The following is a 24849-nucleotide window of genomic DNA, read 5'->3' on the forward strand; positions in this document are numbered from 1 at the left end:
CGCCCGTACCCCGCGGTGCCACCCATGGCGACGCGGTCGGCCGTCGCCGGCGTCGGACGGTCTCCGCTCAGCCCCCGCCGCGTGCGGGGCCGACCTTCGAGGTACCCATGCTCAGCACCGTGATCCACGCGGCGGATGTGCCGTCCCAGCTGTTGCCCGCCCGAGAGTTGATGGCCTTCACCCTCGGTTCGCACATCCTGCTGGTCCCCTTCGGAGTGGCACTGCCTTTCATCACGCTGTTGATGCATCACCGCGGGCTGCGCCGCAACGACCCCATCGCGCTCAAACTGGCCCGGCGCTGGTCCGCCGTGATGGCCGTCCAGTTCGCCATCGGAGTCGTCACCGGCACGGTCCTCTCCTTCGAGCTCGGTCTCCTGTGGCCCGGCATGATGGGTCGATGGGGTGACGTCTTCGGCCTCGGGTTCGGGGTCGAGGCGTGGGCGTTCTTCCTCGAAGCCGTTCTCATCGCCGTCTACCTCTACGGATGGCGCCGTCTCAAGCCGTGGACCCACTTCTGGCTCGGGGCACCACTGCCGCTCGCGGCCCTGATGGGAGCCTTCGGCATCATCGCGGCCAACTCCTGGATGAACACTCCTCAGGGATTCAAACTCGACGGCCAGGGCAACCCCGTCGACATCCAGGTTCGGCAGGCGATCTTCACCCCCATGTTCGGCCCGGAGTACTGGCACTTCGTAGTGGCGATGTTCATGACCGCCGGATACGTGGTCTCCGGTGTGTACGCCGTGGGCTGGCTGCGCGGGCGGCGCGACCGGTACCACCGCCTCGGCTTCACGCTGCCGTTCACGGTGGCCGCCACCCTCACCCCGGTCCAGTTCATGGTCGGCGACGCCACCGCCCGCGCGGTCTTCCACAAGCAACCGATCAAGTTCGCCGCCACGGAACTCGTCTGGGAGACCGACACCCACGTCCCCGAGTACCTGTTCGGACGATTGAACGAGGACGGGACGGTATCCGGCGGAATCAAGATTCCTCAGTTGGACTCGATCCTCGCCGGCTTCACACCGAGTACGCAGGTGACCGGGCTGACGTCGGTGCCGGCGTCCGACCGGCCCACCGCCATCCAGGCCACCATCGCCCACTGGGCCTTCGACATCATGGTCACCATCGGCAGCCTGCTGATCCTACTGGCGCTCTGGTACGCCTGGAGCTGGCTGCGCCACCGGGACCTTCCGCACAGCCGATGGTTCTTCCGCTGCGCGGCCGTCGCCGGAGCCGCGTGCCTTCTCACCGTGGAGTGCGGCTGGATCACCACGGAGGTCGGACGTCAGCCCTGGATCGTGTACAAGCAGATGAGGGTCTCGGCGGCGGTGACCGACACCGGTGCAGGAGCGCTGTGGGCGATGCTCGGCCTCGTCATCGTCGTGTACGCGCTGGTGTTCGGCGCGTTCATCACGGTCGTCCTGAAAATGCGCACCCGCTGGCGCATCGCAGACGAGGCTGCGACCGCCGTGGACGGCCCACCGGCCCCGGAGGCTGACACACCGTACGGCCCCAGAACCGACCGCGGGACCGTCGCGGGCTCCGACCGAACCTCGGGTGGTGCGTCCTGATGGCCGACTTCATCGCCTGGGTGCTGGTGGTCGTCATCGCCGCGTACGCCTGCGGTGGGGGTACGGACTACGGCGCGGGATTCTGGGACCTCCTGGCCGGCGGCGCGGAGCGCGGCAAACGGCCCCGGTGGCTCATCGACCACGCGATGGCGCCGGTCTGGGAGGTCAACAACGTCTGGCTGATCTTCGTCCTCGTCATCATGTGGACCGGCTTCCCGACCATGTTCCAGGCCGTCTTCGAGGCCATGTGGCTGCCGCTCGCCCTCTCGGCCGTCGGCCTGGTGCTCCGGGGTGCCGGATTCGCCCTGCGCAAGCCCACCCGCCGACTCGCGCGACGACGAATCTACGGAGCAGCCTTCGCCGTCTCGTCGCTCGTCACCCCCTTCTTCCTCGGGGCGGTGCTCGGTGGCATCGCCGCCGGCCGTGTCACGGTCGGGGCGACCGCCTCCACAGACGCCTGGGCCAACCCGACCTCGGCCCTCACGGGTCTGCTGGCCGTCGCCGCCACCGCGTTCCTCGGGGCGGTGTACCTCTGCTCCGACGCCCGCCGGTTCGACGCGGACGACCTCGTCGACTACTTTCGCCTGCGCGCACTCGTCGCCTTGGGCGCGGTCCTCCTCCTCGCACTCGTCGCCCTGCCCGTCACCCACGACGACGCCCGGCACGTATGGGACGGCCTGACCGGCGGCCCGGGACTGCTGCTGGTCGTCCTGGCCGGGGCCTGCGGCCTGGCCACGGCGTTCTTCCTGCTTCGCCGCTCCTACCGCTGGACCCGATACACCTCGGCGGCGAGCGTGGCCCTCACCGTCCTCGCCTGGGGCTTCGCCCAGCGGCCCTACCTGCTGCCCACCTCGTTGACCGTGACCGACGCGGCGGGCGCCCCAGCCACCCTGCAGTGGTTGGTGATCGTGACGGCCATCGCGATCGTGCTGGTCGGCCCGTTGCTGGTGCTGCTCTACCGACTCGACACCCTGGGTGAGCTGGAGCCACTCACCGACGCCGACACCCAAGCGGCTGGAGCGCCCGGGGACGACGCCTAGGGCGCCCGGGTAGCGCTGCACCGGTCGTGTCAGGGGACGAAGCGTACGTCGTGTCCGGGCACGTCTGCGCCCGTCATTGAATCCGCTCGATGATGCGGTCGCCGACCCGCAGGGCGCTGGCGATCGCGGTGAGCGACAGGTTCACGGCGCCGATGCTCGGGAAGGAGCTCGTGTCAACGACGTAGAGGCTGGAGGCCGTGGGCCTTGCAGTCGACGTCCCGGGCCGAGCTGCGGGGGTCCGCGCCGAAGCGGACTGTGCCGGCCTGGTGCGCGGTGGCTCCGACGCGTTCACGCGTGCGAGGGATGCGGGCGTGGCCTGCTTGACCGGCCGGGCAGCCGCCTCCAGAGTCGGGATGTGGCACCACATGAGCGCCGCCCGACTCTGCCGGCCGGTCCGACCGTCCGCAGGCGGCCCACCGGCCCGACCCCCAGGAGCGACTGAACCGATGGTCCTCGACCTGGTGGTGATCGGTACGGCCATCACTCTGGGGCCTTTGCACAACAGCGCCTTCATCCTGCTGCTCTCCTCGCGGCGCGGCGTTCGCCAGGGCCTGGCGTTCCTGTTGTCGTGGCTGGCCAACCTGATCGCGGTGATCGCCTGTGTGATGTTGCTGACCGGTGGGCAGCCCCCGGCCCGTCACAGCACGTCCTCGACCGCCGCGATCGCCGCGAAACTCGCCGTCGGCTTGGCACTGGTGTTGTACGGAGCGCACAGGCGCCGCCGACCGCCCCGCCCGCACGGCCCGCCCCGCTGGGCCGCCCGGATCGACAACGCCACCCTGGCCACGGCAGCCGGCCTGGCATGGCTCTTGCAGCCCTGGGGGCTGGTCGGTGCCGGTGCCGCGACCGCCCTCGACGCGGACCTCTCCACCCTCACCGCCTGGCTCGTGCTGACCGGCTACTGCCTGCTGGCCACACTCAGCCTCATCGCCATGGAGATGTACACGGTCTGGGCGCCCGCGCGCGCGAACGCCCGGTTGGAAGCCCTGCGGAGCTGGCTGGAGCGGCACCAGGAGCAGCTGATCATCACGCTCTCCCTGCTCGCCGGCCTGTGGCTGACCGCTCGAAGCATCTACCAGCTGGTCGCCTGACCCGGATGCCCCGGGGGCGGGTGGATGCTTCGAGCCCTGGAGGATCCGGGCCGGTTCCCGGGCACTCGACAGTGACGCATCGCCGCGGTTCGGTCATCCCGCGGCCCGGCTACGAGGTCGGTCGCGGTGAGCGCGCCAGGCGGCGAAGGCTTCGGTGCGGCTGCCAGCCGGATGCTCGGCATGCCAGTCACGCAGGAAGCGGTTGAGCTCGAACTGCGAGCCGATCTCTTGAAGTTGGGCAGCGGCCTGGCGCGTGGCGTGCCAGTGGGCGACGGCGTCGGCCAGGGTGCGCCCTGCACCATCGGCAACGAACGTTCTCATGTAGGAGTCGAAATGAAAGTTCGGGCCGATCTCACGGCAGAAGTACTCGCGCAGCGTCTGACTGCACCGCTGGCCCTCGGGAATCACGGTGGAGCCGTTCACCGGCGCGGCGAGCTGGCGGCCGGCGCTGCGCGTCCGAGGCGGCACGGCCGGCGGGACGGCGCCGTCCAATGCGGCCCGCAGTCGCTCCGTCAGCGCCGCCTTCCCACCGCCCCGCGGCACCCCGAGCTCCCGGGCGAGTCCGGTCAGCTCGGCCAGCGTCCAGTACCAGCGGGCCAACTCGTCCCCGCTCAAGGCCGCACTCAGCTCCGGCCGCGTCTCATCGCAGAAATTCGAACACATGTCCCTATGGTAGGAGAGGTGGCACGCCCGGCGTGCGTCGAGACGAGCCGGCGGCCAGGAGCAGGGCCGCGACAGCGAGCGGGGAGGACGCGAAGATCTTCATGCCCGGCCAACGAGGAGACAAGCAGCAGGATGCGCCGGTCAGCCGGCCGCCTCAGCCGGACCCTGCCCGAACCGGGGTACCTCCTCGGCCGTGGCGTCCAGGCGCAGCCGCTTGACCCGGAGCGGGTGCCGGAACACGCCGCCCCGGTCCACTGACCGGTCGGCGCTGACCTACGCCACCGCCTCCGGGCGGACCAGACCGGCGTCCAGGACGTCGCGGGACCCCCAGCCGGCGGCGAACCGCCCCCGGTCCACGGCTGCCGGGATGCGGCGGCAGTCAGCTGCTCGGCGACCAGGCGGGCCCTGCTCCGGGCGCAGCGCGGCGGTGCGGCCTACCGCCCGTAGGCGGCCGGTGTCGGCGGGCCGGCCCAGGACGAGAAGCTGCGGCCGGGCCAGAGTGCCGCCTGACCGCGGTCGTCTCCGTCAAACTCACCCATGACATCTTCGACGGCTCCACCAGAACCAGACCCAGCAATCGCGAAGCGGACGCGTACGTCCAAGGAGTCGTCCGCGAACACCTCGCCGACTGGCCGGCCACCACCCGAACGAAGCCGCGGCCATCATCCGCCACCTCCTCAGTGCCTCTACCGGACGCGGGAAGGAGTGACGAAGGGCTCATACACGCTGCACAGCCCGCCGGGCGCTGCGCCGGTGCCCCATTCGTCGTCCGGGCCGGCGGGGTGGACCTTGCGGCCGCGCTCCGGGCCGGGGCAGGGCCACGCCGTGGCACCCTGGCGCCGGCGCTTGTCCTCCCGCTCCCGGTCCTCGCGTACGCGTGCGGCTTTCGCCGCCGTACGGCACCGTTCCTCGCGAACGCTGTAGGCACGGTGGTCGTCGAGGTTGTCCAGGACTTGATGCCGAGGCCTTCGCTCGCGCCAGACCGAAGCCCCGGTTGTCGTAACCGCTAGGACCCGTCGGGTCGATCATGTGACCGGCCCATGCCACGCGATCTCAGGCGGGTTTCAGATCCCTGATCAAGCATGAAACAGGCAGTAGACGCTGCGAGGATGCCCGACATGGAAGCAACACTGAGCAGCCAGGAAGCCTCGGACGCGGTCCGCGATCTGGGATGGCGCTTTCTGCTGGGCACGTTAAGAGCGTCGGTTCCGGTCGGGTCACTGGCTTCGGCAACCGAGGTGGCGACAACTGCGGTCGCGGCATGCGGTGACGCTGCCGACCAGCACCTTCTCATCGACGTCCGGCCCCGGCGGGTCGTCCTCACCCTGCAATCGTTGGACCGAGGGGCGGTGACCACGGATGACGTCAATCTCGCGCATCGGATCTCCGCCGCTGTCCATGAGATCGGGCTGAGGACAGAACCCGAGATCGACACGGGGGCACCGCGGTCCGTCCAGCTCCTGGAGATCGCGATCGACGCACTCGACATCGCCGCGGTCCGGCCGTTCTGGAGGGCGGTGCTGGGCTATGCCGATGAGGCGGGGGCCGACGGCCCCGAGGATCCACTCGTCGACCCCATCGGGCAAGGGCCGGCGATCTGGTTCCAGCAGATGGAGCGTGCGCGCCCGCAGCGCAATCGCATCCACTTCGACGTCTGCGTTCCGCACGACGAGGCGCTCAGACGGATCGAGGCCACACTGGCAGCTGGTGGTCGACTCGTCTCAGCCGCCCGCGCTCCGGCCTTCTGGGTACTCGCCGACCGCGAGGGCAACGAGGCCTGTGTGACCACCTGGCAGGGCCGGGACGGCTGAAGTGGCTCGGCAGAGGCCCTGGAGAAGCCGCAGCATCGAAGGGCAGGGGTGGCGAGCGGCCGCCGGACCGGTCGCGCCCGGCAGCCGCCCATCAATGCACCACCGCCCTACGGCTGGGAACAGCCGCAGCCGGGCTGACGGGAGATCAGATCTGCGCTGTGACTCAGCCCCACCTCACCGGCGATACCCAGTCGTCGTCCAGACCGGCCGGCATCGCCCAGTCGTCATCCAGACTCGAGGGCATCGCCCAGTCGTCATCCAGACTGGCCGAAGTCGCCGGCGGAGTCGGAGCCGCTGACGTCGAGTACCGCGGAGTCGGAGCCGCCGACGTCGAGTACGACGGAATCGGAGCCGCCGACGTCGAGTACGACGGAATCGGAGCCGCCGACGTCGAGTACGACGGAATCGGAGCCGCCGACGTCGAGTACGCCTGGGCCATGCCGGTCGCGAGAGCAAGGCCAGTAACTACACCCGAAACGGCAACGGCAGCCGCCGCGAGTCCACGAACTCGGTGTGTACGCATGTGGGTCCCCCCGGTCAATATGCCCAGCAGTGTCGCCAGCCACGATCCAAGAGCCAACACCGCCCGTCGCCGACCCGCAACAGGCTTAACCGGTGACTTAAACGCCGCAGCCGAGCGTGTTGTTGACAGCTCAAACAGTGCGTCCCGCGCTCTCCGCCGTGAAGTGTCTACCACCTCACCACCACCCGAGCCCGCACAGAGCACCAGGCCAATGCCGGCTGGCCTTGCCCACGGCTCAGAGCTCGATCGGCCGAAGCGGTGAACACACTGGCGGGGCTGGGTGATGCCCGCGCGGTCGGGCCGTCGCTGCGCGAGCACCTGGCAGACGACTCCTTGTTCGCCCGGCGCGCCGGAGTAGCCCTCGACCAGGTCGGGCAGCGCATCGGCGGGCTGCTGGCACCGCCGGTCTGGCGCGAGCTGGGGCGAACCGGACCAGGGCCAGGGTCCCATTCCCGGGGACGGCGGGCCCCCAGGGTCCCGTACAACTTCTCATCCCACGCTCGTACGATCTCCGCGCATTCCGGTGATGTGCTGAGGGGGCACTGTCCGAGATTGTGCGGGGGCGTGGATTCGGCGCTTATCGCGGGTCATCGTCTTCTGGACCACACGTAAGTTGATTAAGGATCAAACAAGATGGCTGCGCACAAGAAGCGGATCAACCGCCGAAAACTCCTCGCGACGGTGGCGATCGCGGCAGGGGCGGTCTTTACTCCCGTGGCGGTCAATGCGGCTACCGTCGACAAGGTCCCCGCGGCCGGGGGAAAGCAGAACGTGGCCCGCGCACTGGAGCGGGCGGCCCATCCGTTGCGCTCGACAGAGCCCGGGGGAAGCACAGCGGACCTGCGAGCGCTGACGTCCATGATCGGCAACGCCAAGGTGGTGGGCCTCGGCGAGGCCACTCACGGCTCCCACGAGTTCTTCACCATGAAGGAGCGGATTTTCCGTCACCTCGTGGAGAAGAAGGGCTTCACCACTTTCTCTCTGGAAATGAGCTGGTCCTCAGGGCTCCAGATCGACGAATACCTGCAGACCGGCAAGGGAGACGTCCGGGAGATCGCCAAGGAGGCACTTGGAAACTCGCCCTGGGAACGAGAGGAGTTCGTCAGCCTTCTCGGGTGGATGCGGAATTACAACCGCAGCCATCCCAGCCGCACCGTCCACTTCATGGGCAACGATGTCGGTGCTCCCACACTGAGCGATGAGTTCTTCGGCCGGGTGACCGGCTACGTGCAGCGCAGCCACCCGGCGGCGCTGCCACAGCTCGACGAGCTCTACACCGGCCTGCGCCCGATCGACGATGTCTTCGCCTACCTGGGCAGGTCCCTCGCCGAACGACAGCAGCTCGCCACCAAGGCACAGCAGGCCCTGGAACTGGTCAGCACGCTAGGGGGCTCCGACGACAAGGCTTTCGTGTGGGCTGAGCAGAACGCCCGGTCGATCGCCCAGACCACCAAATTTCTCACGATTGACGTCACCGATCCCGAATCGGTGGCTGCCTCGCAGCGCTTCCGCGATGAGGTGATGGCCCAGAACGTCACCTGGTGGCAGCGGGAGACCGGCGACAAGGTGCTGCTGTCGGCGCACAACGACCATGTCGGCTACAAGGCCGGTGACCCCGAAATGTATCCCAAGACGCAGGGCTCATTCCTGCGTGACGCCTTGGGCAAGAACTACCTCCCCATCGGCTTCACCTTCAACCAGGGCTCCTTCCTGTCCAAGGATGCCGCCCTCGGCGGCGAATGGAAGAAGTTCACCGTCGGCGCCGCCGGCCCCGGCAGGAACGAGCGCACCCTCGACCAGGTCCGACACCGGAACTTCTACCTCGATGTCCGCCACGCCCCGGCGCCCGCACGCGCCTGGCTCAACACCGCCCGGCCCACACTCAACGTCGGCACCCAGTTTCCCGCAGAACCGCGCGACATCGCGATCGCCAAGTCCTTCGACGTTCTCATCCACCTGCACGAAGTCCGGGAGGCCGACAAGCTGAAGCCGTGAGGCGTGTCAGCGATCGCTGACACGCCCCAGCCCACCCCGGACCTGCGGAACTCTCTGAGTAGCCGCCAGGCGCAGCCCCTGTGTCCCATTCGTCGTCCGGGCCGCCGGGGCAGACCTTGCGTCCGCATTCCGGTCCGGGGCAGCGCTGGCAAGCCGGGGTTGCCCAGCGCCGAGCCAAGCACTGAGACACACGACAGCACCGGTCGGCGCGCCGGTGCGGCCGCCGACAGTGCGGCAGGTGACGGTGCGACAGGTGACTGGCTGGATCACCCCGCACCCCACGACGCTGAACCAGGAAGACCGGGCCGGCCTGAAGGAGGTCATGACCGCCGCGTCTGCCGGGTAGTGGCTCCTGCTCCGGTCGGCCAGAAGGATCCGGGGGGTACGGATCCCAAGGGTGTCCAGGTGCCGGTGGGCTGCTTCGAAGAGCTCGATGCCAGAGGCGGGCGAGAACGGCTCCGCATGGTTGCCGGCCTGGTCGCCCGACGTGACGGGCCCAACGCCGCTGCGTAAAGGCAGACTTCGACCCCCTCGCAATCGAACGCGGGGATGACCGCTCCGCGACGGTTCCGCAAGATCTGTGCCAGAACCGAGTACCAGCAGCACCCGATTGCTTGACTCGAAGCGCTGTCGTGTGTCCGTCCGCCGGGGGTGGACGCTGCGCCTGGCAGTACGCCGCGTACGGCATCGAGATAGCGGTCCGTCGCCCGGCAATCCGGCATGGGCCACAACACCGTCCTGCGTTTCGCCCGCGCGGCCACGCCTGAGGCCCTGTTCACCGGACAGAGGCAAAACCGCCGCACCGCGCTGGGCCCCTGCAAGCCCTACCTCCATCAGTGTCGGCAGGACGGCTGCACCAACGCCTGGCAGCTATGAGAGGAGCTCAAGGAGCAGAGCTACTCGCATGGTTGCGCCAGCGTCCGCGACTGCATCCGCTCCGTGCTGCGGGGGCAGGCCGCAGCCCATCGGTCCGCGGCCGCCGGCGGCCCGCACCGTCACCCGATGGATCCTCACCCACCCGAAGCTCTGCAGGAACCAGATCGAATCCACCTCAAGACTGTCCTGGCCGCGTGCCCCGAACTCCATGCCCTGGCCGCGCACGTGCGCTCGTTCCCACGGGAAGTGGACCAGAACCTCACAAGCAAGAGCACTTGTCGGTGGGTTCCGGCAGCACCCATCACCCAAAGAGCGCATGAGTGTCGGTGCGAAGCAAGAGCACCCGGAGCAATGTGGGCTTACGGTGATGACGTGCGGCGTGTCCGGTGACAGCGATTGAGCGTTGTCCCCGAAGCTGCTGCATCCTGGCGGCTTACACCAACGAGACGGAGGCAGCGGTGATCGCGAGGGTGGCCGTGTGGGAACCGATGCCGGCTGACGACCGGGACTGGGTGCTGGATGCTGCCGCCGCCGTGCCCGGCGTCCATGGCGCGTATCACCTCGTCGATCCTGCCACTGGCAACGGACTGTCCGTCGCCTTCTTCGAGGACGAAGCCGCAGCTCGCGCCGCACACAACGCAATCGAGAAGCGCGCCGAGGAGATCGGCTGGAACAAGGCCCCGCACCCGGCACCCGTTTCCCAAACGATCTATCAGGTTGTCCGGCACGTGTAGCGCGGCGCCAAAAGGCGCCTACGCTCGGGGTTCGGTGGCACGCCGCTCAGCCCTTCGATGACACGGGACACGGACGTTCGGCATCGACCCGGCCGCGGTACAGCGCACCCTGCCACGTGGCCGGTGAGCCGCGTGAGACGCCGCCGGTGCGCAGGTACTCGGGCGACAGGTGCGACTCGCCGGCCAGCTCCTCGAACATCGTGCCCTGCGCGAGGGCGCGCTCGACTGCTTCATGCAGGGAAATCTGAACGCGGCGGCTGGCCTCCACAAGGTCTGCCACGGAGTGGGCCCGCCTGCCGTCACGCAGGCCGGAGGACGCGTTGTCGGTGATCATCTCCGCGGCCACGGCCAAGCCGGCGTCCATCATCTGTCGGTCCTGCGGGAGTTCACGCTTGATCTTCCTCAGGATGCTCATGGGCCGCCAGACAGTAGGCGCCCGTCACCCGGGGACTGAGCAATCGGCTGTTCTCTCCGTTGGCTTCGTTCACGAGTTTGGACAGGAGTTGTTCACCGTCCCCGGAAGCGGTTGGATCGGGGCGGGGTCGATGTTCACGAGAACGGGAGGCACCTGATCCGGAGCCTGTTCCGGGGGCCGGTCGGTGAGTGCTGGGAGGCTGTCGTGGAGTGGTCGACGGGATTGCTCGGATTCGCCGCCGGGCTCCTGATATCGGTCACCACCGCGCCCGTGGGCGTCTCCGGAGCGGTCTTCCTGCTGCCCGTTCAAGTCAGCGTGCTGGGCGTACCGAGCCCGGCCGTGACACCCACGAACCTGCTCTACAACGTTGTGGCCGGCCCCGGTGCCCTCTTGCGCTACTGGCGGGCCGGGCGACTGGGCGGGCCGCTGACCCGCCTGCTCATCGCGGGCACCGTTCCCGGCGTCGTCATCGGCGCCGTGATCCGCGTCTTCGCCGTTCCCGGCCCGCGCGTCTTCCGTCTCCTCGTCGCCGCGCTGCTGCTACCGCTCGGACTGTGGCTGTGGCTAAGGACGGTGCGCCCGGCAGCACCGAGCACCCGCAACCAGCCTTCACCCCACACGACGACGTCGCTGGCCCTGGCCGTCGGTGTCGCCGGCGGCATCTACGGAATCGGGGGCGGCTCCCTGCTCGGCCCGATCCTCGTCGGCCGCGGCACCCCCGTTGCCACCGTCGCACCCGCCGCCCTGGCCTCCACCTTCGTGACCTCCATCGTCGGCGCGGCCACCTACGCGCTGCTCTCCCTGGCCGCCACCGGTGACGTCGCCCCCGACTGGCTGCTGGGCCTGTCCTGCGGAGCCGGCGGCCTGGTCGGCGGATACCTCGGCGCGCGCCTCCAGCCGCACCTGCCCGAAACCGTGCTCCGGCTCCTGCTCGGCACCCTCGCCACCAGTGTTGGCGCGCTCTACGCAGTTCAAATCCTTCGCTGACCGTGCAGCGTCCAGTCGTCCCACGGCACTCGAGTGTTGTCGAAACGCGTGGACAATCCGGCCCGACGCTCGCCCCCGAACGCCTCCCAAACTGATGTCGAAGTGCTGCCCGTTCTCAGGTTCTGGCTCAGCTTCTGTGGTGCAGCCCCGCTGAGTGACCGGGTCAGCTCGCGGCTGACCAATCCCGGTGGCGAGAACGCAGTGATGGGGCTCCCGCGGGTGTGGCGGCCGCGGGCTCAGCTGGCGGGCGGGGCTGTCGCGCGGCGCGTCTGCTGGACCAGGACGGTGGTGGCGCGTTCCAGAAGCCCGCAGAGTGTGGCGTGTTCGGAAGGCGTGAACGCGTCGGTGAGCGCGCGCTCAAGGATGATCACCTCTTGGTAGGCGCGGTCGTGTAGCGCCCGGCCCTCGTCGGTGAGGGTGGCGATCTGCACCTTGGCGTGCACAGGGGACGTCTCGCGGCGGATGAGTTCCTTGGTCTCCATGTTGGTCAGCACGCTGCTCATGCTCTGCTGCGTCACCCCGCAGGAGCGGGCCAGTTGGGCGCCGGACATGCCGCCTTCGCGCGAGAGGATCAACAGCACGGTGTACTGCGTCATGGTCAGCCCGTAGGCACGCAGTACTGCCTCGTGGTGCGCCATCAACGCCTGCTCCGACCGCCTGATCCGGGTGCAGAGGTCGTTCTCGATCGGGGCTGCCATCGCACACTCCCACTCCGTTGACAGGTTCATGGGTTGACTCAGGAACCTTACATGCCTACCTTCTCGACTATAAGGATACTGAGTCAACGCAGGGGGCTGTAACCATGAAGGCTGTCATTCTCGACACCGATGACCACTACCGGGTCGCCGAACTCGATGAGCCCACCCCCGGCCCCGGCCAGGTGGCGATCCGTGTGGCCTACGCCGGGATCCAGTGGGGCGACACCATGGTCAGGGACGGCCACTTCGCCGTACCTCGCCCCTTCGTCCCGGGATTCGAGGCATCCGGGCACATCGTCGCGGTCGGCTCGGGTATCGACGCACGCCGTGTCGGTGAGGCCGTCACCGCACTGACCACCTCAGGCGCCTACGCCGAGGTGGTCCTGGCACCCGCCACGCTCACGTTCGGCATCGGCAGCATGCCGCTGAGGACAGCCGCAGGTCTCGGGTGGGGCGCACCGACCGCCTTCGACCTGATCAACACCGCCGCGCATGTGCGGCCCGGCGAAAGCGTGCTGATCCACGCTGCCGCCGGCTCAGTCGGCACGCTCGCCGCCCAGTTCGCCCGACTCGCCGGAGCAGGCCGGATCGTCGGTGTCGTCAGCACTGCCGACAGGGCCGACTACGCCGCACAGTTCGGGTACGACCAGCTCCTGCTCCGCGAGGAGTTCCCGGCCAAGCTCGGTGACGAGAAGCCCGACGTCATCCTCGACCCGGTCGGCGGCTCGACCCGCACCGCTGGCCTCGAGCAGCTCGCCGTACACGGCCGACTGGTGGCATACGGCAACCTCGCCACGTACGAACCCGTACTCGCCAACGCCAACGACCTCCTCATGCACGGCAAGTCACTCCTGACCTACAACAGCAACCTGCTCAGCCAGACCCACCCCGAGCGGCTCGCCGACAGTGCCCGCCGCGCACTCGGCCTCGTCGCCGACGGCAAGGTCCGCATGGACATCACCAGCGAGTACGCCCTCGGGGACCTGGCCATGGCCGTGCAGCGCCTCGCCGAGGGCACTACCCATGGCAAGAGCATCCTCCGCGTCGCCTGACAACACGCAGAAAGCGCCGGCCTCGAGGCGGCTCCCGCGATGAACCCCCGCCAGGACGGGAAGGGATCACCTCGGACGCGGGAGCGACCCCATATGACCCCTCATCAGTGCTGGGCAGCGGCCATGGCCGCTGCCCAGCCTGCCGTGCCCCACACAGCCACACCGATCGCGTCAAGCCCCGAAGGACTTCCTGAGCTGACCACGAAGGAACTGCTTCGCTGCCTCATGTTCGGTGATCAGGAGATGAGAACCCGTCTCCGCAGGAGGTTGAAGCCTGCGCGGCCGAACATCTGGCGCTTGAGCATCTTGATCCTGTTGCCATGTCCTTCGACGACGCCCGAGCTCCAGGGCAGGGTCAGGCCGGCGATGACGGCCTCACGATCGCGTTCCAGTCCTGCGGCAAGGGTACGGAGGCTGGGAAGGTCGTCCTGTCGGACGGCGAGAAGTCCAGGGCGCCGGCCGAACAGGATGCCCTGGAACACCAGCCGGTCCGAATGCCGCTTCCGCCCCGGATGACGAACCCGCCGCTCGACCTTCGACAGGAGCGGCTCGATCACCGCCCAGAACTCATCGTCCGCTTCCCACGGCTTCCGCCGAGCCACCCCACACCCCCAGATCAAGGTTTCCAGAGCCATCCAGCCAGCCCAAAGATCATTTCGTTAGGGGTTGTAAGGCTCTTCTCCCGGCTCGTGTTCTCACCGCTGATCGCATCCAGCGCCGCTCCTACGGCCGTTTCGGAACCGTCCTGGTCATCCAGTCCTGGTTGGTCGGCGTGGGCGTCGTCGTATTCGGCGGGGCGCTGGCCGGCCGACTGCTCCACATCGGGCTCCCCCGCCTGGCTCGGGCGCTGAAACGCCGAGGGTGAGGCTCGGGCGTACCGCACTCTGCCCCGCTCAGGCAGCGCGGGCCGCTGCGGATATGACCGCCTGGTGGGCGGGTGGGAGAATTTCAGTACCACGGGTAGAGCGCGCGTATGTGTGCGCCCATCCCGATACAGGACAGCAGGTCAGGCCATGACCAAGCAACCGAAGCGGTCCCAGCCCCGCGATGGCGAGGGCATCAGCCGGCACAAGGAAGCCAAGCAACACGGTTGGTCTCCGGATGTGGACGAGACCACTCAGCAGGAGAATCCGAGCGCCCACCGCTCCTTCCATCCGGAGAAGTACGCCCCGGCCAAGGGCCCCGGCAGGACGGTCTCCAAGGAAGAAGCGGGAAATCCCCACGGCAACCCCTCCAAGAGCACGGGCACCCGCGGGGAGGAGCAGAGCAAGGGCTCCGGCGACAAGGGCATGCACGATCTTGGCCGGCGAGGCCGCTCACAGCGCCCCAGCGGAACCAAGGACGCCTCCGCCACCACCGGTGTGGACCCCCAGGACCCGCCCGGCATCCGCAGCGCCGGATAGCACCCAACACGCGTCTCCTCGATGGCGCCACGAGCGTCCGCCGCGTGTGGTGATCCATACCCCCGCCCGGCACGCGCAGACGGCTGCGGCGGGGAGGCTGGCGATGCCGGCGGCACGTCCCAACGAAATGATCTTCGAGGTGGTGCCTGGTCAGGAGGACAGAGCGCCGGCCGGAGAGCAGACTGAATTTTGCGGCTCGATGGAGCAGACCCACGCCCCGACGGCAGGTGCCCAGTCCGGTGCCGCGGCGGGCGGGAGTCGCAATTTCGTTGCGGTGTTCCATGTGACCGGATGAGGGAGACAAAGCCATGCCCGGAATCAGTGGCGCTTGGACGTGGGCGAGTGGCGCTGTCGGATTCAAGAGGGGCAACCAGGTTCACACCACCGACTGGGGCCGTGGGCGTATGGCCTACATCCGAGACACCTTTGAGGGCCTACCCCAAGGTTGGGATGATGTCGACGCCATCTACACATGGCCGGACATCCTGAACCGCTGGGTAGCGATCAAAGGCACCCAGATGCACATCGGTTCGTCTGACAAGGACGAACCCCTCAGCTTCTGGGATTCGCTCCCGGAGGAGTGGCAGAACAACGGGGGGATCAACGGCGCTTGGACGTGGGCGAGTGGCGCTGTGGGATTCAAGAGGGGCAACCAGGTTCACACCACCGACTGGGGCCACGGTGTTACCAGGTCGATCAGAGAATGCTTCGTCGGACTTCCTGAGGGATGGGATGATGTCGACGCCATCTACACATGGCCAAGAGGCGACAATAGCTGGGTAGCCATCAAGGGCTCACAGATGTACGTCAGTTCGTCGAAGAGGACCGAGCCCCTCAGCTACTGGGATTCGCTTCCCTACACGTGGAAGTGAGTACCAAACCCCGGTGGGGCGCTGTTTCCCCGTGCACACGCACGCCCTGACCCGCGCTGCGCACCGTCACACAGACCCTGGGGTGAAGCCTCTGGTCTCGAAGCGGACCTCGGCGATGCCCGCCGGCACGTCCTCCGGGTCCACCGAGTCCACCGGACGTCAGGGTGAGTGCGCGGCCGGTGCCACGAGTGAATCGCGTGCGGTAGGCCGGCACGTACGCGGGGAGCGCGAGCCCGCCCCTCGGCGGCCGTTCCCGTAGTCCCCGGCTGCCGCCGAGCGGCCCCCCGCGGGTGCGCGTTCGAGTGACACTGCCGCCGGGTCCGCGCGCGCCCACCGCCGGCGCACCGGAGGATCTCAGGCGGCCGGTCACGCGCCGGCCACGCACCGCCGATCCGGCCGGGCGGGGCGCGCCCCACGGCTCCGGTCCGTCGCAGGGAGACCACGTGCACGTCCTGCTCGTCGCGAGCGCGTTCAACAGCCTCACCCAGCGGGTCCACGCCGAGCTGCGCGACCGCGGCCACAGCGTCGCGGTGGAACTGGCGCTGCCGCGGACCGACCTCGCCGCCGCGGTCCGCCGTCACCGGCCGGACCTGCTGGTCGCGCCGATGCTGACGTCCGCCCTGCCCGAGGAGGTGTGGTCCGCCCACACCTGCCTCATCGTCCACCCCGGCCCGGTCGGCGACCGCGGCCCGTCCTCCCTCGACCGGGCCGTCCAGGAGGGCGCCGCCCGGTGGGGCGTCACCGTGCTCCAGGCCAACGCGGAGATGGACGCCGGTGACGTGTGGGCCACGGTCGCCTGCCCGGTGCCGGTACCCCCGCAGTCCAAGAGCGCCTGGTACCGCGGGGAGGTCGCCGACGCGGCCCTGGAGGCCGTCCTGCTCGCCGTGGACCGCTTCGCCTCCGGCACCTACCTGCCCAGGCCGCAGACCGTGGGCCGGGCCCGGCCCGTGCTGCGGCAGGAGGACCGCCGGATCGACTGGCGGACGGACGGCACCGAGCGGGTGCTGCGCGTGCTGCGCGCCGCCGACTCCCGGCCGGGCGTGCGCGACGAACTGCTCGGCGGCACCTGGTACCTGCACGGCGGCCACCCCGAGGACCTGCTGCGCGGCGCGCCGGGCGCACTCCTCGCCACCCGGGCGGGCGCGGTCTGCCGGGCCACCGCCGACGGGGCCGTGTGGATCCCCGAACTGCGGGCGCACCGGGCGCCCGGGGAGCCGGCCGCCCCCAAGCTCCCCGCCGCGCTCGCCCTCGGCGACCGGCTTCCCTCGCTGCCCGAGCTCCCCGCCCCGGCGGACGCCGGCCTCCCGTCCCCGGCGGATGCCGGACCGGGCCCCCGTACCTGGTCCGACATCGGCTACCGCGAGGAGGGCGGCGCCGGATTCCTGTCGTTCTCGTTCCCCGGCGGCGCGATGGGCACGGACCACTGCCGGCGCCTGCTGGGCGCCTACCGCGCGGCTTGCGCCCGCCCCACCTCGGTGCTCGTGCTCGGGGGCGGCCGGGACTTCTTCTCCAACGGCATCCACCTCGGCGTCATCGAGGCCGCGGCCGACCCCGCCGAGGAGTCCTGGGCCAACATCAACGCCATGGACGACCTGGTCGAAGCCGTCCTCACCACGACCGACCGGCTCGTCGTCGCCGCGCTCGGCGGCAACGCGGCCGCCGGCGGGGCCGTGCTGGCACTCGCCGCCGACGAGGTGTGGTGCCGCTCGGGCGTCGTCCTCAATCCGCACTACCGGCTGATGGGCCTGTACGGCTCGGAGTTCTGGACGTACACCCTCCCGCGCCGGGTCGGCGCCGCCCGCGCGGAGCGCCTCACCGCCGAGGCGCTGCCGCTGAGCGCCGCGGCGGCCCGGCGGCTCGGCCTGGCCGACCGTACGCTCGACTGCCCGCCCGCCGAGTTCGCCGGGCGGGCCGCGGCGCTCGCCGCGCAGATCGCCCGGCACCCGGCCACCGCCTCCCGGATCGCCGTGAAGAAGGCCCGCCGGGAGCTCGACGAGGCACAGCGCCCGCTGGCCGCGTACCGGGCGGCCGAGCTGGACCGGATGCGGCTGACCTTCTTCGACCCGCAGGCCCCCTACCACGCGCTGCGCCGGGCCTTCGTACGCAAGGAGCGGCCCGGGGCGACCCCGGAGCACCTGACGCGGGCGGTACCGGGCGGCCGGCTCGGGGCGCGGCCGTCCGCGCGGGGGCGGCCCGTCACTGGACCGGGCGTACAAGACGCGGCGCCGGGCCCCGGCGCCTGTTAGCAAGAAGGGTGGGGCCGACGCGTCCCAGGCGGTGCCCGGCCGCCGCAGCGGCCCCGCTTCCCGCTCCCCCGTTCCAAGGAGGCATCCGCATGGATGCAGCAACGCCGGACCCGGTAGAGGACCCCCTGATCCACATTCTCTGGATCAACGCGGGCCTGAGCTGCGACGGGGACTCCGTGTCCCTGACGGCCGCGATGCAGCCGAGCATCGAGGAGATCGTGACGGGCACGCTGCCCGGCCTGCCCAGGATCGCCGTGCACTGGCCGCTCATCGACTTCGAGTGCGGTCCGGTCGGCGGCGCGGACACGTTCATCGAGTGGTTCTTCAAGGGCGAGCGGGGCGAGATCGATCCGTTCGTGCTGGTCGTCGAGGGTTCCGTCCCCAACGAGAAGATCAAGGCCGAGGGGTACTGGTGCGGCTTCGGTGACGATCCGGCGACGGGCCAGCCCATCACCACCAGCGAGTGGATCGACCGGCTGGCGCCCAAGGCCCTCGCCGTGGTCGCGATCGGCACCTGTGCCACGTACGGCGGCATCCACGCGATGGAGGGCAATCCGACGGGCGCGATGGGCGTGCCGGACTACCTGGGCTGGGACTGGAAGTCCCGTGCCGGGATCCCGATCGTGTGCGTACCGGGCTGTCCGATCCAGCCGGACAACTTCTCGGAGACCCTGACGTACCTGCTGTACCAGGCGGCCGGCTCGGCGCCGATGATCCCGCTGGACGACAAGCTGCGGCCGACCTGGCTGTTCGGCGCGACCGTCCACGAGGGCTGCGACCGCGCCGGCTATTACGAGCAGGGCCAGTTCGCCGAGACGTACGACTCCCCCAAGTGCCTGGTGAAGATGGGCTGCTGGGGTCCGGTGGTCAAGTGCAACGTGCCCAAGCGCGGCTGGATGAACGGCATCGGCGGCTGCCCGAACGTGGGCGGCATCTGCATCGCGTGCACGATGCCCGGCTTCCCCGACAAGTTCATGCCGTTCATGGACGAGCCGCCGGGCGCGAGGGTCTCCACCAAGGCCATCGGGGCGTACGGCGCGGTGGTCCGCAAGCTCCGGGCGATCACGCTGCACACCGTGGACCAGGAGCCCAAGTGGCGCCACCGCGGCGACAAGATCACCACCGGCTACCGCCCGCCCTGGTGACGCGGCCCGGGCACCGCCCCGGCCGCCCGGCACACACCTCCTCCCCCCACCGCGCTGAAGAGCCGAAGAGCTGAAGAAGGGTCACGGCACACACGATGGAACCGAAGACGAAGGCGGCCGGCGACGGCAGCGGCCTGGTCGAGATGGCCTGGGATCCGATCACCCGGATCGTGGGCAGTCTCGGCATCCACACGAAGATCGACTTCAAGCAGAAGCGGGTCGCCGAGTGCTACAGCACCTCGTCGGTCTTCCGTGGCTACAGCGTCTTCATGCGCGGCAAGGACCCGCGCGACGCGCACTTCATCACCAGCCGCATCTGCGGGATCTGCGGCGACAACCACTCCACGTGCTCGGTGTACGCACAGAACATGGCCTACGGGGTGAAGCCGCCCCACCTCGCCGAATGGATCATCAACCTCGGCGAGTCCGCGGAGTACATGTTCGACCACAACATCTTCCAGGAGAACCTGGTCGGGGTCGACTACTGCGAGAAGATGGTCCGCGAGACCAACCCCGGGGTCCTGGAGCTCGCCGAGCGGACCGAGGCCCCGCACGCCGGCGACCACGGCTACCGCACCATCGCCGACATCATGCGCTCCCTCAACCCCATCGAGGGCGAGTTCTACCGCGAGGCGCTCCAAGTGAGCCGCTACACGCGGGAGATGTTCTGCCTGATGGAGGGCCGCCACGTGCACCCCTCCACGCTCTACCCGGGCGGCGTCGGCACCATCGCCTCGGTCCAGCTCTTCACCGACTACATGAGCCGCCTGATGCGGTACGTGGAGTTCATGAAGAAGGTGGTGCCGCTGCACGACGACCTGTTCGACTTCTTCTACGAGGCCCTGCCCGGCTACGAGGAAGTCGGCCGCCGGCGCGTGCTGCTGGGCTGCTGGGGCGCGCTCAACGACCCCGAGCACTGCGACTTCACCTACGCCAACATGACCGACTGGGGACGGAAGATGTTCGTCACCCCGGGCGTGATCGTGGACGGCAAGCTGGTCACCAACGACCTCACCGAGATCAACCTCGGCATCCGCATCCTGCTGGGCAGTTCGTACTACGACGACTGGCAGGGCCAGGAGAAGTTCGTCACGCACGACCCGCTCGGCAACCCGGTCGACGCCCGCCACCCCTGGAACCAGCACACCATCCCGGCCCCGCAGAAGCGGAACTTCGACGACAAGTACAGCTGGGTGATGTCCCCGCGCTGGTTCGACGGCAAGGACCACCTCGCCCTCGACACCGGCGGCGGCCCGATCGCCCGGCTGTGGTCGACCGCGCTGTCCGGGCTGGTGGACGTCGGCTACGTCAAGGCCACCGGGCACAGCGTCGTCATCAACCTGCCGAAGACCATGACCAAGCCCGAGAAGCGCTTCGAGTGGACCATCCCGAAGTGGAGCAACGCGCTGGAGCGCAACCGGGCCCGTACCTACTTCCAGGCCTACGCGGCGGGGATCGCGCTGCACTGCGCCGAGAAGGGGCTGGCGGAGGTCCGCGCCGGACGCACCCAGACCTGGGAGAAGTTCGAGGTCCCCGACGAGGCGATCGGCGTCGGCTTCACCGAGGCCGTACGGGGCGTCCTGTCGCACCACATGGTGATCCGCGACGGGAAGATCGCCAACTACCACCCGTATCCGCCGACTCCGTGGAACGCCAGCACCCGCGACACCTTCGGCACCCCGGGGCCGTACGAGGACGCGGTGCAGAACACCCCGATCTTCGAGGAGAACCCCCCGGAGAACTTCAAGGGCATCGACATCATGCGGGCGGTGCGCAGCTTCGACCCGTGCCTGCCGTGCGGCGTCCACATGTACGTCGGCGGCGGCAAGACGGTCAAGTCCATGCACGTCCCCACCGGCCTGAGCGGGCTGGCCGGATGAGCGCCGCGCACGCGGGCGCCGCGGTGGACGCGCGGCAGGCCGGACACCGGGTGGAGGAGGTCCTCGACCGGATCGCCGCCACGGGCGACCGGGCGGCCTGCGCGGCCGCCGAGGAACTGGTGCGGGTCCTCATGGAGTTCTACGGGGCCGGCCTCGCGCGGATCACGGACCGGCTCGGCGCGGACGGGCTCCGCCCGCTCCTCGACGACGATCTCGTGGCGAGCCTGCTGGCCCTGCACGACCTGCATCCCGAGGACGTACGGGTCCGGATCGGGCGGGCCCTGGACTGCGCGCCGGATCCGGTGGAACTGCTCGGCTTCGACGCGGAGTCGGGCGTACTGCGGCTGCGGTCCCAGGCCGACACCGGTTGCGGTTGCGGCAGTTCCGGCGCGTCCCCCCTGCCCGGGGTGCCGCAGAGCGTGGCGGACGCGCTGGCCGCCTTCGCGCCCGAGGTCACCTCCGTGGAGGTGGAGACGGCGGCCCCGGCCCCGGCCCTGCTCCAGATCGGCACCCGGCCGCACGCCCCGGCACGGGTCCGGTGAGCGCCCCGGCCCCGGCCGCGCGCGGCCTGCGGCGGTTCGCCGCCCCGCGCCCGCCCCGCCCGGAGACGTGCGAACTGTGCGGGGTGGCGGTCGCCGAGGACGGCCACCGCCACCTGGTGGAGACCGAACGGCGGGCGCTGGTCTGCGCCTGCACCGCCTGCGCGCTGCTCTTCGACCGGCCCGGTACGGCCACCGGCCGGTACCGGGCCGTGCCGGACCGGTACCTGTCCGATCCGCAGCGGCCGCTCGACGACGGCGCCTGGGAGACCCTCCAGATCCCCGTCGGCGTGGCGTTCCTCTTCCGCAACGCCGCACTGGAGCGACTGGTCGCTCTCTACCCCAGCCCCGCCGGCGCCACCGAGAGCGAGCTCGATCCGGCGACCTGGCACGACGTGCTGGGCGCGGGACGGCTCGCCGCCCTGCTGGAGCCGGACGTGGAGGCACTGCTGCTGCACCGCGCGCACGGCCGCACCACCTGCCATCTGGTGCCCATCGACATCTGCTACGAACTGGTGGGACGGATGCGGCTGTTGTGGCAGGGCTTCGATGGCGGCGCGGAGGCCCGGGACGCACTGCGCGTCTTCTTCGAACGGGTCGAGCGGCGGTCCCGGGCGCTCGCCCCGGCCCCCGGCCCGGACCCGGTGGAAGCGGGCCGGCCGTGACGGAGTTCGCCTTCACCTGCACCGGGGTCCGCGCCGACCCGTACGCGGCCGGGCCGACCCTCGTCTTCCGGCTGCGCGTGACCGCCTCCCCCGGGATCCGGGTGCACGCCCTCGCGCTGCGCTGCCAGATCCGTGTCGAACCCGCCCGGCGGCGGTACGGGCCGGCCGAAGCGGACGGCCTGACCGACCTGTTCGGCGCCCGCTCCCGCTGGGGTTCCACGCTCCAGCCGGTGCAGTTCGCGCAGGTCGCGGTGATGGTCGGGAGCTTCACCGGCGAGACCGAGACCGACCTGGTGGTGCCGTGCAGCTACGACATGGACATCGCCGCCACCCGGTACTTCGCCGCGCTCCAAGACGGTGAGGTGCCGCTGCTGATGCTCTTCTCGGGGACCGCGTTCACGGGCGCGGGCGGCTTCGTCGTCGAACCCGTGCCCTGGGACCGCGAGGCCGCGTACCGGATGCCGGTGGCGGTGTGGCGGGAGATGGTCGAGCAGCACTTCCCCGGCTGCGGCTGGCTGCGGCTGCCCTCCGACACGATGGCCGACCTGCTCGCCTTCCGCTCCCGGCACGCCCTCGCCTCCTGGGAGGCGACCGTCCGGGCCCTCCTGGACGCGGCCGCGCCGCAGCCGCCGTCGCCCGCGGTACGGCTGGGGGCGGCGGCGCGCGTCACCGAGAGGACGGCCCCGTGACCGCGACCACCACCACCGCGGGGGACGCCCGTTTCGCCACGGCCCGGCAGGTGGCCGACGCCGTCCTCTTCGAGGGGTACGTCCTCTACCCGTACCGGGCGTCCGCGGTGAAGAACCGGATGCGCTGGCAGTTCGGCGTGCTCACACCGCCCGCCTGGGCGCCCGCGCACGGGGAGCACTCCTTCCAGCGCACCGAGATCCTGATGGAGCCCCGGGGCGCGGCGACGCTGACCCTGGAGCTGCGCTTCCTGCACGCCCAGCGGCGCACGGTCCAACAGGCCCACCCCGACGGCACGTTCGAGGACGTCGCCGAACTGCACCTGCCCGACCGGGTGCTCGTACCCTGGGACGAGGGCGTCGAGGAGCGGATCGAGGTGTCCGTCGACGTGGCCGAACTGGCCGCGGCCGGCGCCTCGTTCCCCTTCACCCGTGCCGCCCGCGAGGAGGCCGAGCCGGTCCTCGGGGAAGGCGGCCGGACGGTGGGCCGCCTGGTGCGGCGTACCGAGGAGGTCTGCGGGGTGCTGCGGCTCTCGGCCGCCGAACTCGACGGCCCCTACCGGGTGGTGAAGCTCACCGCGGTCGTCGAGAACACCGGTCCGTGGGACCCGGACGGGGACCTCGCGACGCGCGAGGAGGCACTGCCCCGCTCGCTGGTCGCCGCGCACCTCCTCCTGGGGCTGAGCGCCGGGTCGTTCCTGTCGATGACCGACCCGCCCGAGTGGGCCCGGGGCGCGGTCGGGACGTGCGAGAACCGGCACACCTGGCCCGTGCTTGCGGGCGAGCCCGGCCGCGCGGACGTGGTGCTGTCCTCCCCCATCATCCTGGAGGACCACCCGGCCATCGCACCCGAGAGCGCCGGCGCCATGTACGACGCCACGGAGATCGACGAGATCCTCGCCCTGCGCACCGCCGCCCTCACCGAGGAGGAGAAACGGGAGGCCCGCGGGACGGATCCGCGCGCGGCCGCCGTGATCGACCTGGCCGACACCATGCCGCCCGAGGTGCTGGAGCGCCTGCACGGCGCCGTCCGCGGCCTGCGCGAGATCACCGGCGAGGCCGACCCGGACGCGGGGGCGCTGTTCCGGCCCGAGACCCCCTGGTGGGACCCGGCGGGCGCCGACCCCCAGGACCCGGCCCCGGACCACGTCCTGGTCGGCGGCGTCCGGGTGGGCGCCGGCAGCCGCGTGGTCCTGCGCCCCGGACTGCGGCGCACCGACGCCCAGGACCTCTTCCTCCAAGGCCGGTCCGCCCAGGTGGAGGCCGTCCTGCACGACGTCGACGGGGGCGTGCACCTCGCGGTGACCGTGGACGGCGACCCGGGCGCGGACATCCGCCGCGAGCAGGGCAGGTTCCTCTACTTCCAGCCGGACGAGGTCACCCCCGCGGAGCAGGCATGAACGGCCGGACCCTGATCGCCGGCATCGGCAACGTCTTCCTCGGCGACGACGGCTTCGGCGTGGAGACGCTGCGGGCCCTGTCCGCGCACCCGCTGCCGCAGGGCGTACAGGCGGTGGACTTCGGGGTGCGCGGGGTCCACCTCGCCTACCAGCTGCTCGACGGGTACGACACCGTCGTCCTCGTCGACGCCACCGCGCGCGGCGGGGCCCCCGGCACCCTGTACCTGATCGAGGTCGGCGCGGGCGACACGGGGAGCGCGCCGGGCGGCGGCACCCTCGACGGCCACGACATGTCGCCCGCCACCGTGCTCGCCCTGCTGGACACCCTGTGCGCCGGGACCGGCACCGCGCCCCCCGGGCGCGTCCTGGTCCTCGGCTGCGAACCCGACTGCGTCGAGGAGGGCATCGGGCTGAGCCCGCCGGTGGCCGCCGCGGTCCCGGAAGCCGTACGGGCCCTCCTGGAGCTGCTCGCGGACGAGGAGCCGCCGGGGCCCGGCGTGCACGAACCGGCCCGCCGTGAACTGAGGAGAACCCCTTGACGAACGCCGTGCGCAAAC

The 24849-nt window shown here is 70.3% G+C and carries 21 protein-coding genes and 3 pseudogenes; 19 read left to right on the plus strand and 5 right to left on the minus strand.

Annotation, left to right across the window (positions count from 1 at the left end):
* Positions 1-107: 107 nt before the first annotated feature.
* Positions 108-1571, plus strand: a complete 1464-nt coding sequence (locus OG764_RS01025) for a cytochrome ubiquinol oxidase subunit I (protein ID WP_328966432.1) — start codon at positions 108-110, stop codon at positions 1569-1571.
* Entirely contained in the window at positions 1571-2611 is a 1041-nt protein-coding gene (locus OG764_RS01030; protein WP_328966433.1) for a cytochrome d ubiquinol oxidase subunit II, read from the plus strand. The genes OG764_RS01025 and OG764_RS01030 overlap by 1 nt, the downstream gene beginning before the upstream one ends.
* A 73-nt stretch (positions 2612-2684) precedes the next feature.
* Here the strand turns inward: OG764_RS01030 and OG764_RS01035 are convergent.
* Positions 2685-2895 (minus strand): annotated as a pseudogene (locus OG764_RS01035) (GMC oxidoreductase); the annotation flags it as partial.
* A gap of 162 nt (positions 2896-3057) precedes the next feature.
* On the opposite strand from OG764_RS01035, the gene OG764_RS01040 reads away from it, so the two are divergent.
* The gene (locus tag OG764_RS01040) at positions 3058-3702 is read left to right on the plus strand and encodes a GAP family protein (protein WP_328966434.1); all 645 of its coding nucleotides are present in this window, start codon (positions 3058-3060) and stop codon (positions 3700-3702) included.
* Positions 3703-3795: 93 nt separating this feature from the next.
* Here the strand turns inward: OG764_RS01040 and OG764_RS01045 are convergent, their stop codons facing one another.
* The gene (locus OG764_RS01045; protein ID WP_328966435.1) at positions 3796-4365 is read right to left on the minus strand and encodes a DUF6434 domain-containing protein; all 570 of its coding nucleotides are present in this window, start codon (positions 4363-4365) and stop codon (positions 3796-3798) included.
* Between the two features lie 1109 nt (positions 4366-5474).
* Here OG764_RS01045 and OG764_RS01050 point away from each other — a divergent pair.
* The 3 genes from OG764_RS01050 (at position 5475) to OG764_RS01060 (ending at position 10304) form a co-directional block, all read left to right on the plus strand.
* A complete protein-coding gene (locus OG764_RS01050; protein ID WP_328966436.1) occupies positions 5475-6176 on the plus strand; it encodes a VOC family protein in 702 nt (233 codons plus the stop codon).
* A gap of 1156 nt (positions 6177-7332) precedes the next feature.
* A complete protein-coding gene (locus OG764_RS01055) occupies positions 7333-8694 on the plus strand; it encodes an erythromycin esterase family protein (protein WP_328966437.1) in 1362 nt (453 codons plus the stop codon).
* Between the two features lie 1334 nt (positions 8695-10028).
* Positions 10029-10304, plus strand: coding sequence for a hypothetical protein (locus OG764_RS01060; RefSeq protein WP_328966438.1), 276 nt, complete (start codon positions 10029-10031; stop codon positions 10302-10304).
* 46 nt (positions 10305-10350) lie between these two features.
* Here OG764_RS01060 and OG764_RS01065 read toward each other — a convergent pair whose 3' ends face one another.
* Entirely contained in the window at positions 10351-10719 is a 369-nt protein-coding gene (locus OG764_RS01065) for a hypothetical protein (protein WP_328966439.1), read from the minus strand.
* Between the two features lie 204 nt (positions 10720-10923).
* Between OG764_RS01065 and OG764_RS01070 the strand changes: the two genes are divergently transcribed.
* Positions 10924-11706: a sulfite exporter TauE/SafE family protein gene (locus OG764_RS01070; RefSeq protein WP_328966440.1), complete on the plus strand. Its 783-nt coding sequence runs from the start codon at positions 10924-10926 to the stop codon at positions 11704-11706.
* Between the two features lie 236 nt (positions 11707-11942).
* Here OG764_RS01070 and OG764_RS01075 read toward each other — a convergent pair whose 3' ends face one another.
* Positions 11943-12404 carry a MarR family winged helix-turn-helix transcriptional regulator gene (locus OG764_RS01075; RefSeq protein WP_328966441.1) on the minus strand — a complete coding sequence of 154 codons (462 nt, stop codon included), beginning with the start codon at positions 12402-12404 and terminating at the stop codon, positions 11943-11945.
* A gap of 104 nt (positions 12405-12508) precedes the next feature.
* Between OG764_RS01075 and OG764_RS01080 the strand changes: the two genes are divergently transcribed.
* Complete coding sequence (locus OG764_RS01080) at positions 12509-13456, plus strand: quinone oxidoreductase family protein (protein ID WP_328966442.1); 948 nt, start codon at positions 12509-12511, stop codon at positions 13454-13456.
* Between the two features lie 236 nt (positions 13457-13692).
* Here OG764_RS01080 and OG764_RS01085 read toward each other — a convergent pair.
* A pseudogene (locus tag OG764_RS01085) lies at positions 13693-13896 on the minus strand (transposase); the annotation flags it as partial.
* A gap of 228 nt (positions 13897-14124) precedes the next feature.
* Between OG764_RS01085 and OG764_RS01095 the strand changes: the two are divergent.
* The 11 genes and pseudogenes from OG764_RS01095 to OG764_RS01145 form a co-directional block, all read left to right on the plus strand.
* Positions 14125-14321, plus strand: a pseudogene (locus OG764_RS01095) (ribonuclease BN); the annotation flags it as partial.
* Between the two features lie 148 nt (positions 14322-14469).
* Positions 14470-14859: a hypothetical protein gene (locus OG764_RS01100; protein WP_328966443.1), complete on the plus strand. Its 390-nt coding sequence runs from the start codon at positions 14470-14472 to the stop codon at positions 14857-14859.
* Between the two features lie 308 nt (positions 14860-15167).
* Positions 15168-15731, plus strand: coding sequence for a hypothetical protein (locus OG764_RS01105; protein ID WP_328966444.1), 564 nt, complete (start codon positions 15168-15170; stop codon positions 15729-15731).
* Positions 15732-16174: 443 nt separating this feature from the next.
* Positions 16175-17977 carry an enoyl-CoA hydratase-related protein gene (locus tag OG764_RS01110; protein ID WP_328966445.1) on the plus strand — a complete coding sequence of 601 codons (1803 nt, stop codon included), beginning with the start codon at positions 16175-16177 and terminating at the stop codon, positions 17975-17977.
* Positions 17978-18066: 89 nt separating this feature from the next.
* Entirely contained in the window at positions 18067-19122 is a 1056-nt protein-coding gene (locus tag OG764_RS01115; protein WP_328966446.1) for a hydrogenase expression protein HypE, read from the plus strand.
* Positions 19123-19217: 95 nt separating this feature from the next.
* Entirely contained in the window at positions 19218-21002 is a 1785-nt protein-coding gene (locus OG764_RS01120) for a nickel-dependent hydrogenase large subunit (protein WP_328966447.1), read from the plus strand.
* Positions 20999-21544, plus strand: a complete 546-nt coding sequence (locus OG764_RS01125) for a hypothetical protein (RefSeq protein WP_328966448.1) — start codon at positions 20999-21001, stop codon at positions 21542-21544. Before OG764_RS01120 ends, OG764_RS01125 begins: the two co-directional genes overlap by 4 nt.
* Complete coding sequence (locus tag OG764_RS01130) at positions 21541-22206, plus strand: DUF5947 family protein (RefSeq protein WP_328966449.1); 666 nt, start codon at positions 21541-21543, stop codon at positions 22204-22206. The genes OG764_RS01125 and OG764_RS01130 overlap by 4 nt, the downstream gene beginning before the upstream one ends.
* On the plus strand, positions 22203-22895 hold the full coding sequence (locus OG764_RS01135) for a DUF6084 family protein (protein WP_328966450.1): 693 nt from the start codon (positions 22203-22205) through the stop codon (positions 22893-22895). Before OG764_RS01130 ends, OG764_RS01135 begins: the two co-directional genes overlap by 4 nt.
* Positions 22892-24292: a hypothetical protein gene (locus tag OG764_RS01140; RefSeq protein ID WP_328966451.1), complete on the plus strand. Its 1401-nt coding sequence runs from the start codon at positions 22892-22894 to the stop codon at positions 24290-24292. The genes OG764_RS01135 and OG764_RS01140 overlap by 4 nt, the downstream gene beginning before the upstream one ends.
* Positions 24289-24831, plus strand: coding sequence for a hydrogenase maturation protease (locus OG764_RS01145; protein WP_328966452.1), 543 nt, complete (start codon positions 24289-24291; stop codon positions 24829-24831). Before OG764_RS01140 ends, OG764_RS01145 begins: the two co-directional genes overlap by 4 nt.
* The last annotated feature ends 18 nt before the right edge of the window (positions 24832-24849 follow it).

This window comes from Streptomyces sp. NBC_00239, from assembly GCF_036194065.1.
GTDB lineage: Bacteria > Actinomycetota > Actinomycetes > Streptomycetales > Streptomycetaceae > Streptomyces.

Excerpts from the sequence above, each read along its gene's own strand:
- OG764_RS01025 (WP_328966432.1), top strand. The coding sequence starts at position 108 with ATGCTCAGCACCGTGATCCACGCGGCGGATGTGCCGTCCCAGCTGTTG.
- OG764_RS01030 (WP_328966433.1), top strand. The coding sequence starts at position 1,571 with ATGGCCGACTTCATCGCCTGGGTGCTGGTGGTCGTCATCGCCGCGTAC.
- OG764_RS01040 (WP_328966434.1), top strand. The coding sequence starts at position 3,058 with ATGGTCCTCGACCTGGTGGTGATCGGTACGGCCATCACTCTGGGGCCT.
- OG764_RS01045 (WP_328966435.1), bottom strand. The coding sequence starts at position 4,365 with ATGTGTTCGAATTTCTGCGATGAGACGCGGCCGGAGCTGAGTGCGGCC.
- OG764_RS01050 (WP_328966436.1), top strand. The coding sequence starts at position 5,475 with ATGCCCGACATGGAAGCAACACTGAGCAGCCAGGAAGCCTCGGACGCG.
- OG764_RS01055 (WP_328966437.1), top strand. The coding sequence starts at position 7,333 with ATGGCTGCGCACAAGAAGCGGATCAACCGCCGAAAACTCCTCGCGACG.
- OG764_RS01065 (WP_328966439.1), bottom strand. The coding sequence starts at position 10,719 with ATGAGCATCCTGAGGAAGATCAAGCGTGAACTCCCGCAGGACCGACAG.
- OG764_RS01075 (WP_328966441.1), bottom strand. The coding sequence starts at position 12,404 with ATGGCAGCCCCGATCGAGAACGACCTCTGCACCCGGATCAGGCGGTCG.
- OG764_RS01080 (WP_328966442.1), top strand. The coding sequence starts at position 12,509 with ATGAAGGCTGTCATTCTCGACACCGATGACCACTACCGGGTCGCCGAA.
- OG764_RS01100 (WP_328966443.1), top strand. The coding sequence starts at position 14,470 with ATGACCAAGCAACCGAAGCGGTCCCAGCCCCGCGATGGCGAGGGCATC.
- OG764_RS01105 (WP_328966444.1), top strand. The coding sequence starts at position 15,168 with ATGCCCGGAATCAGTGGCGCTTGGACGTGGGCGAGTGGCGCTGTCGGA.
- OG764_RS01115 (WP_328966446.1), top strand. The coding sequence starts at position 18,067 with ATGGATGCAGCAACGCCGGACCCGGTAGAGGACCCCCTGATCCACATT.
- OG764_RS01120 (WP_328966447.1), top strand. The coding sequence starts at position 19,218 with ATGGAACCGAAGACGAAGGCGGCCGGCGACGGCAGCGGCCTGGTCGAG.
- OG764_RS01125 (WP_328966448.1), top strand. The coding sequence starts at position 20,999 with ATGAGCGCCGCGCACGCGGGCGCCGCGGTGGACGCGCGGCAGGCCGGA.
- OG764_RS01145 (WP_328966452.1), top strand. The coding sequence starts at position 24,289 with ATGAACGGCCGGACCCTGATCGCCGGCATCGGCAACGTCTTCCTCGGC.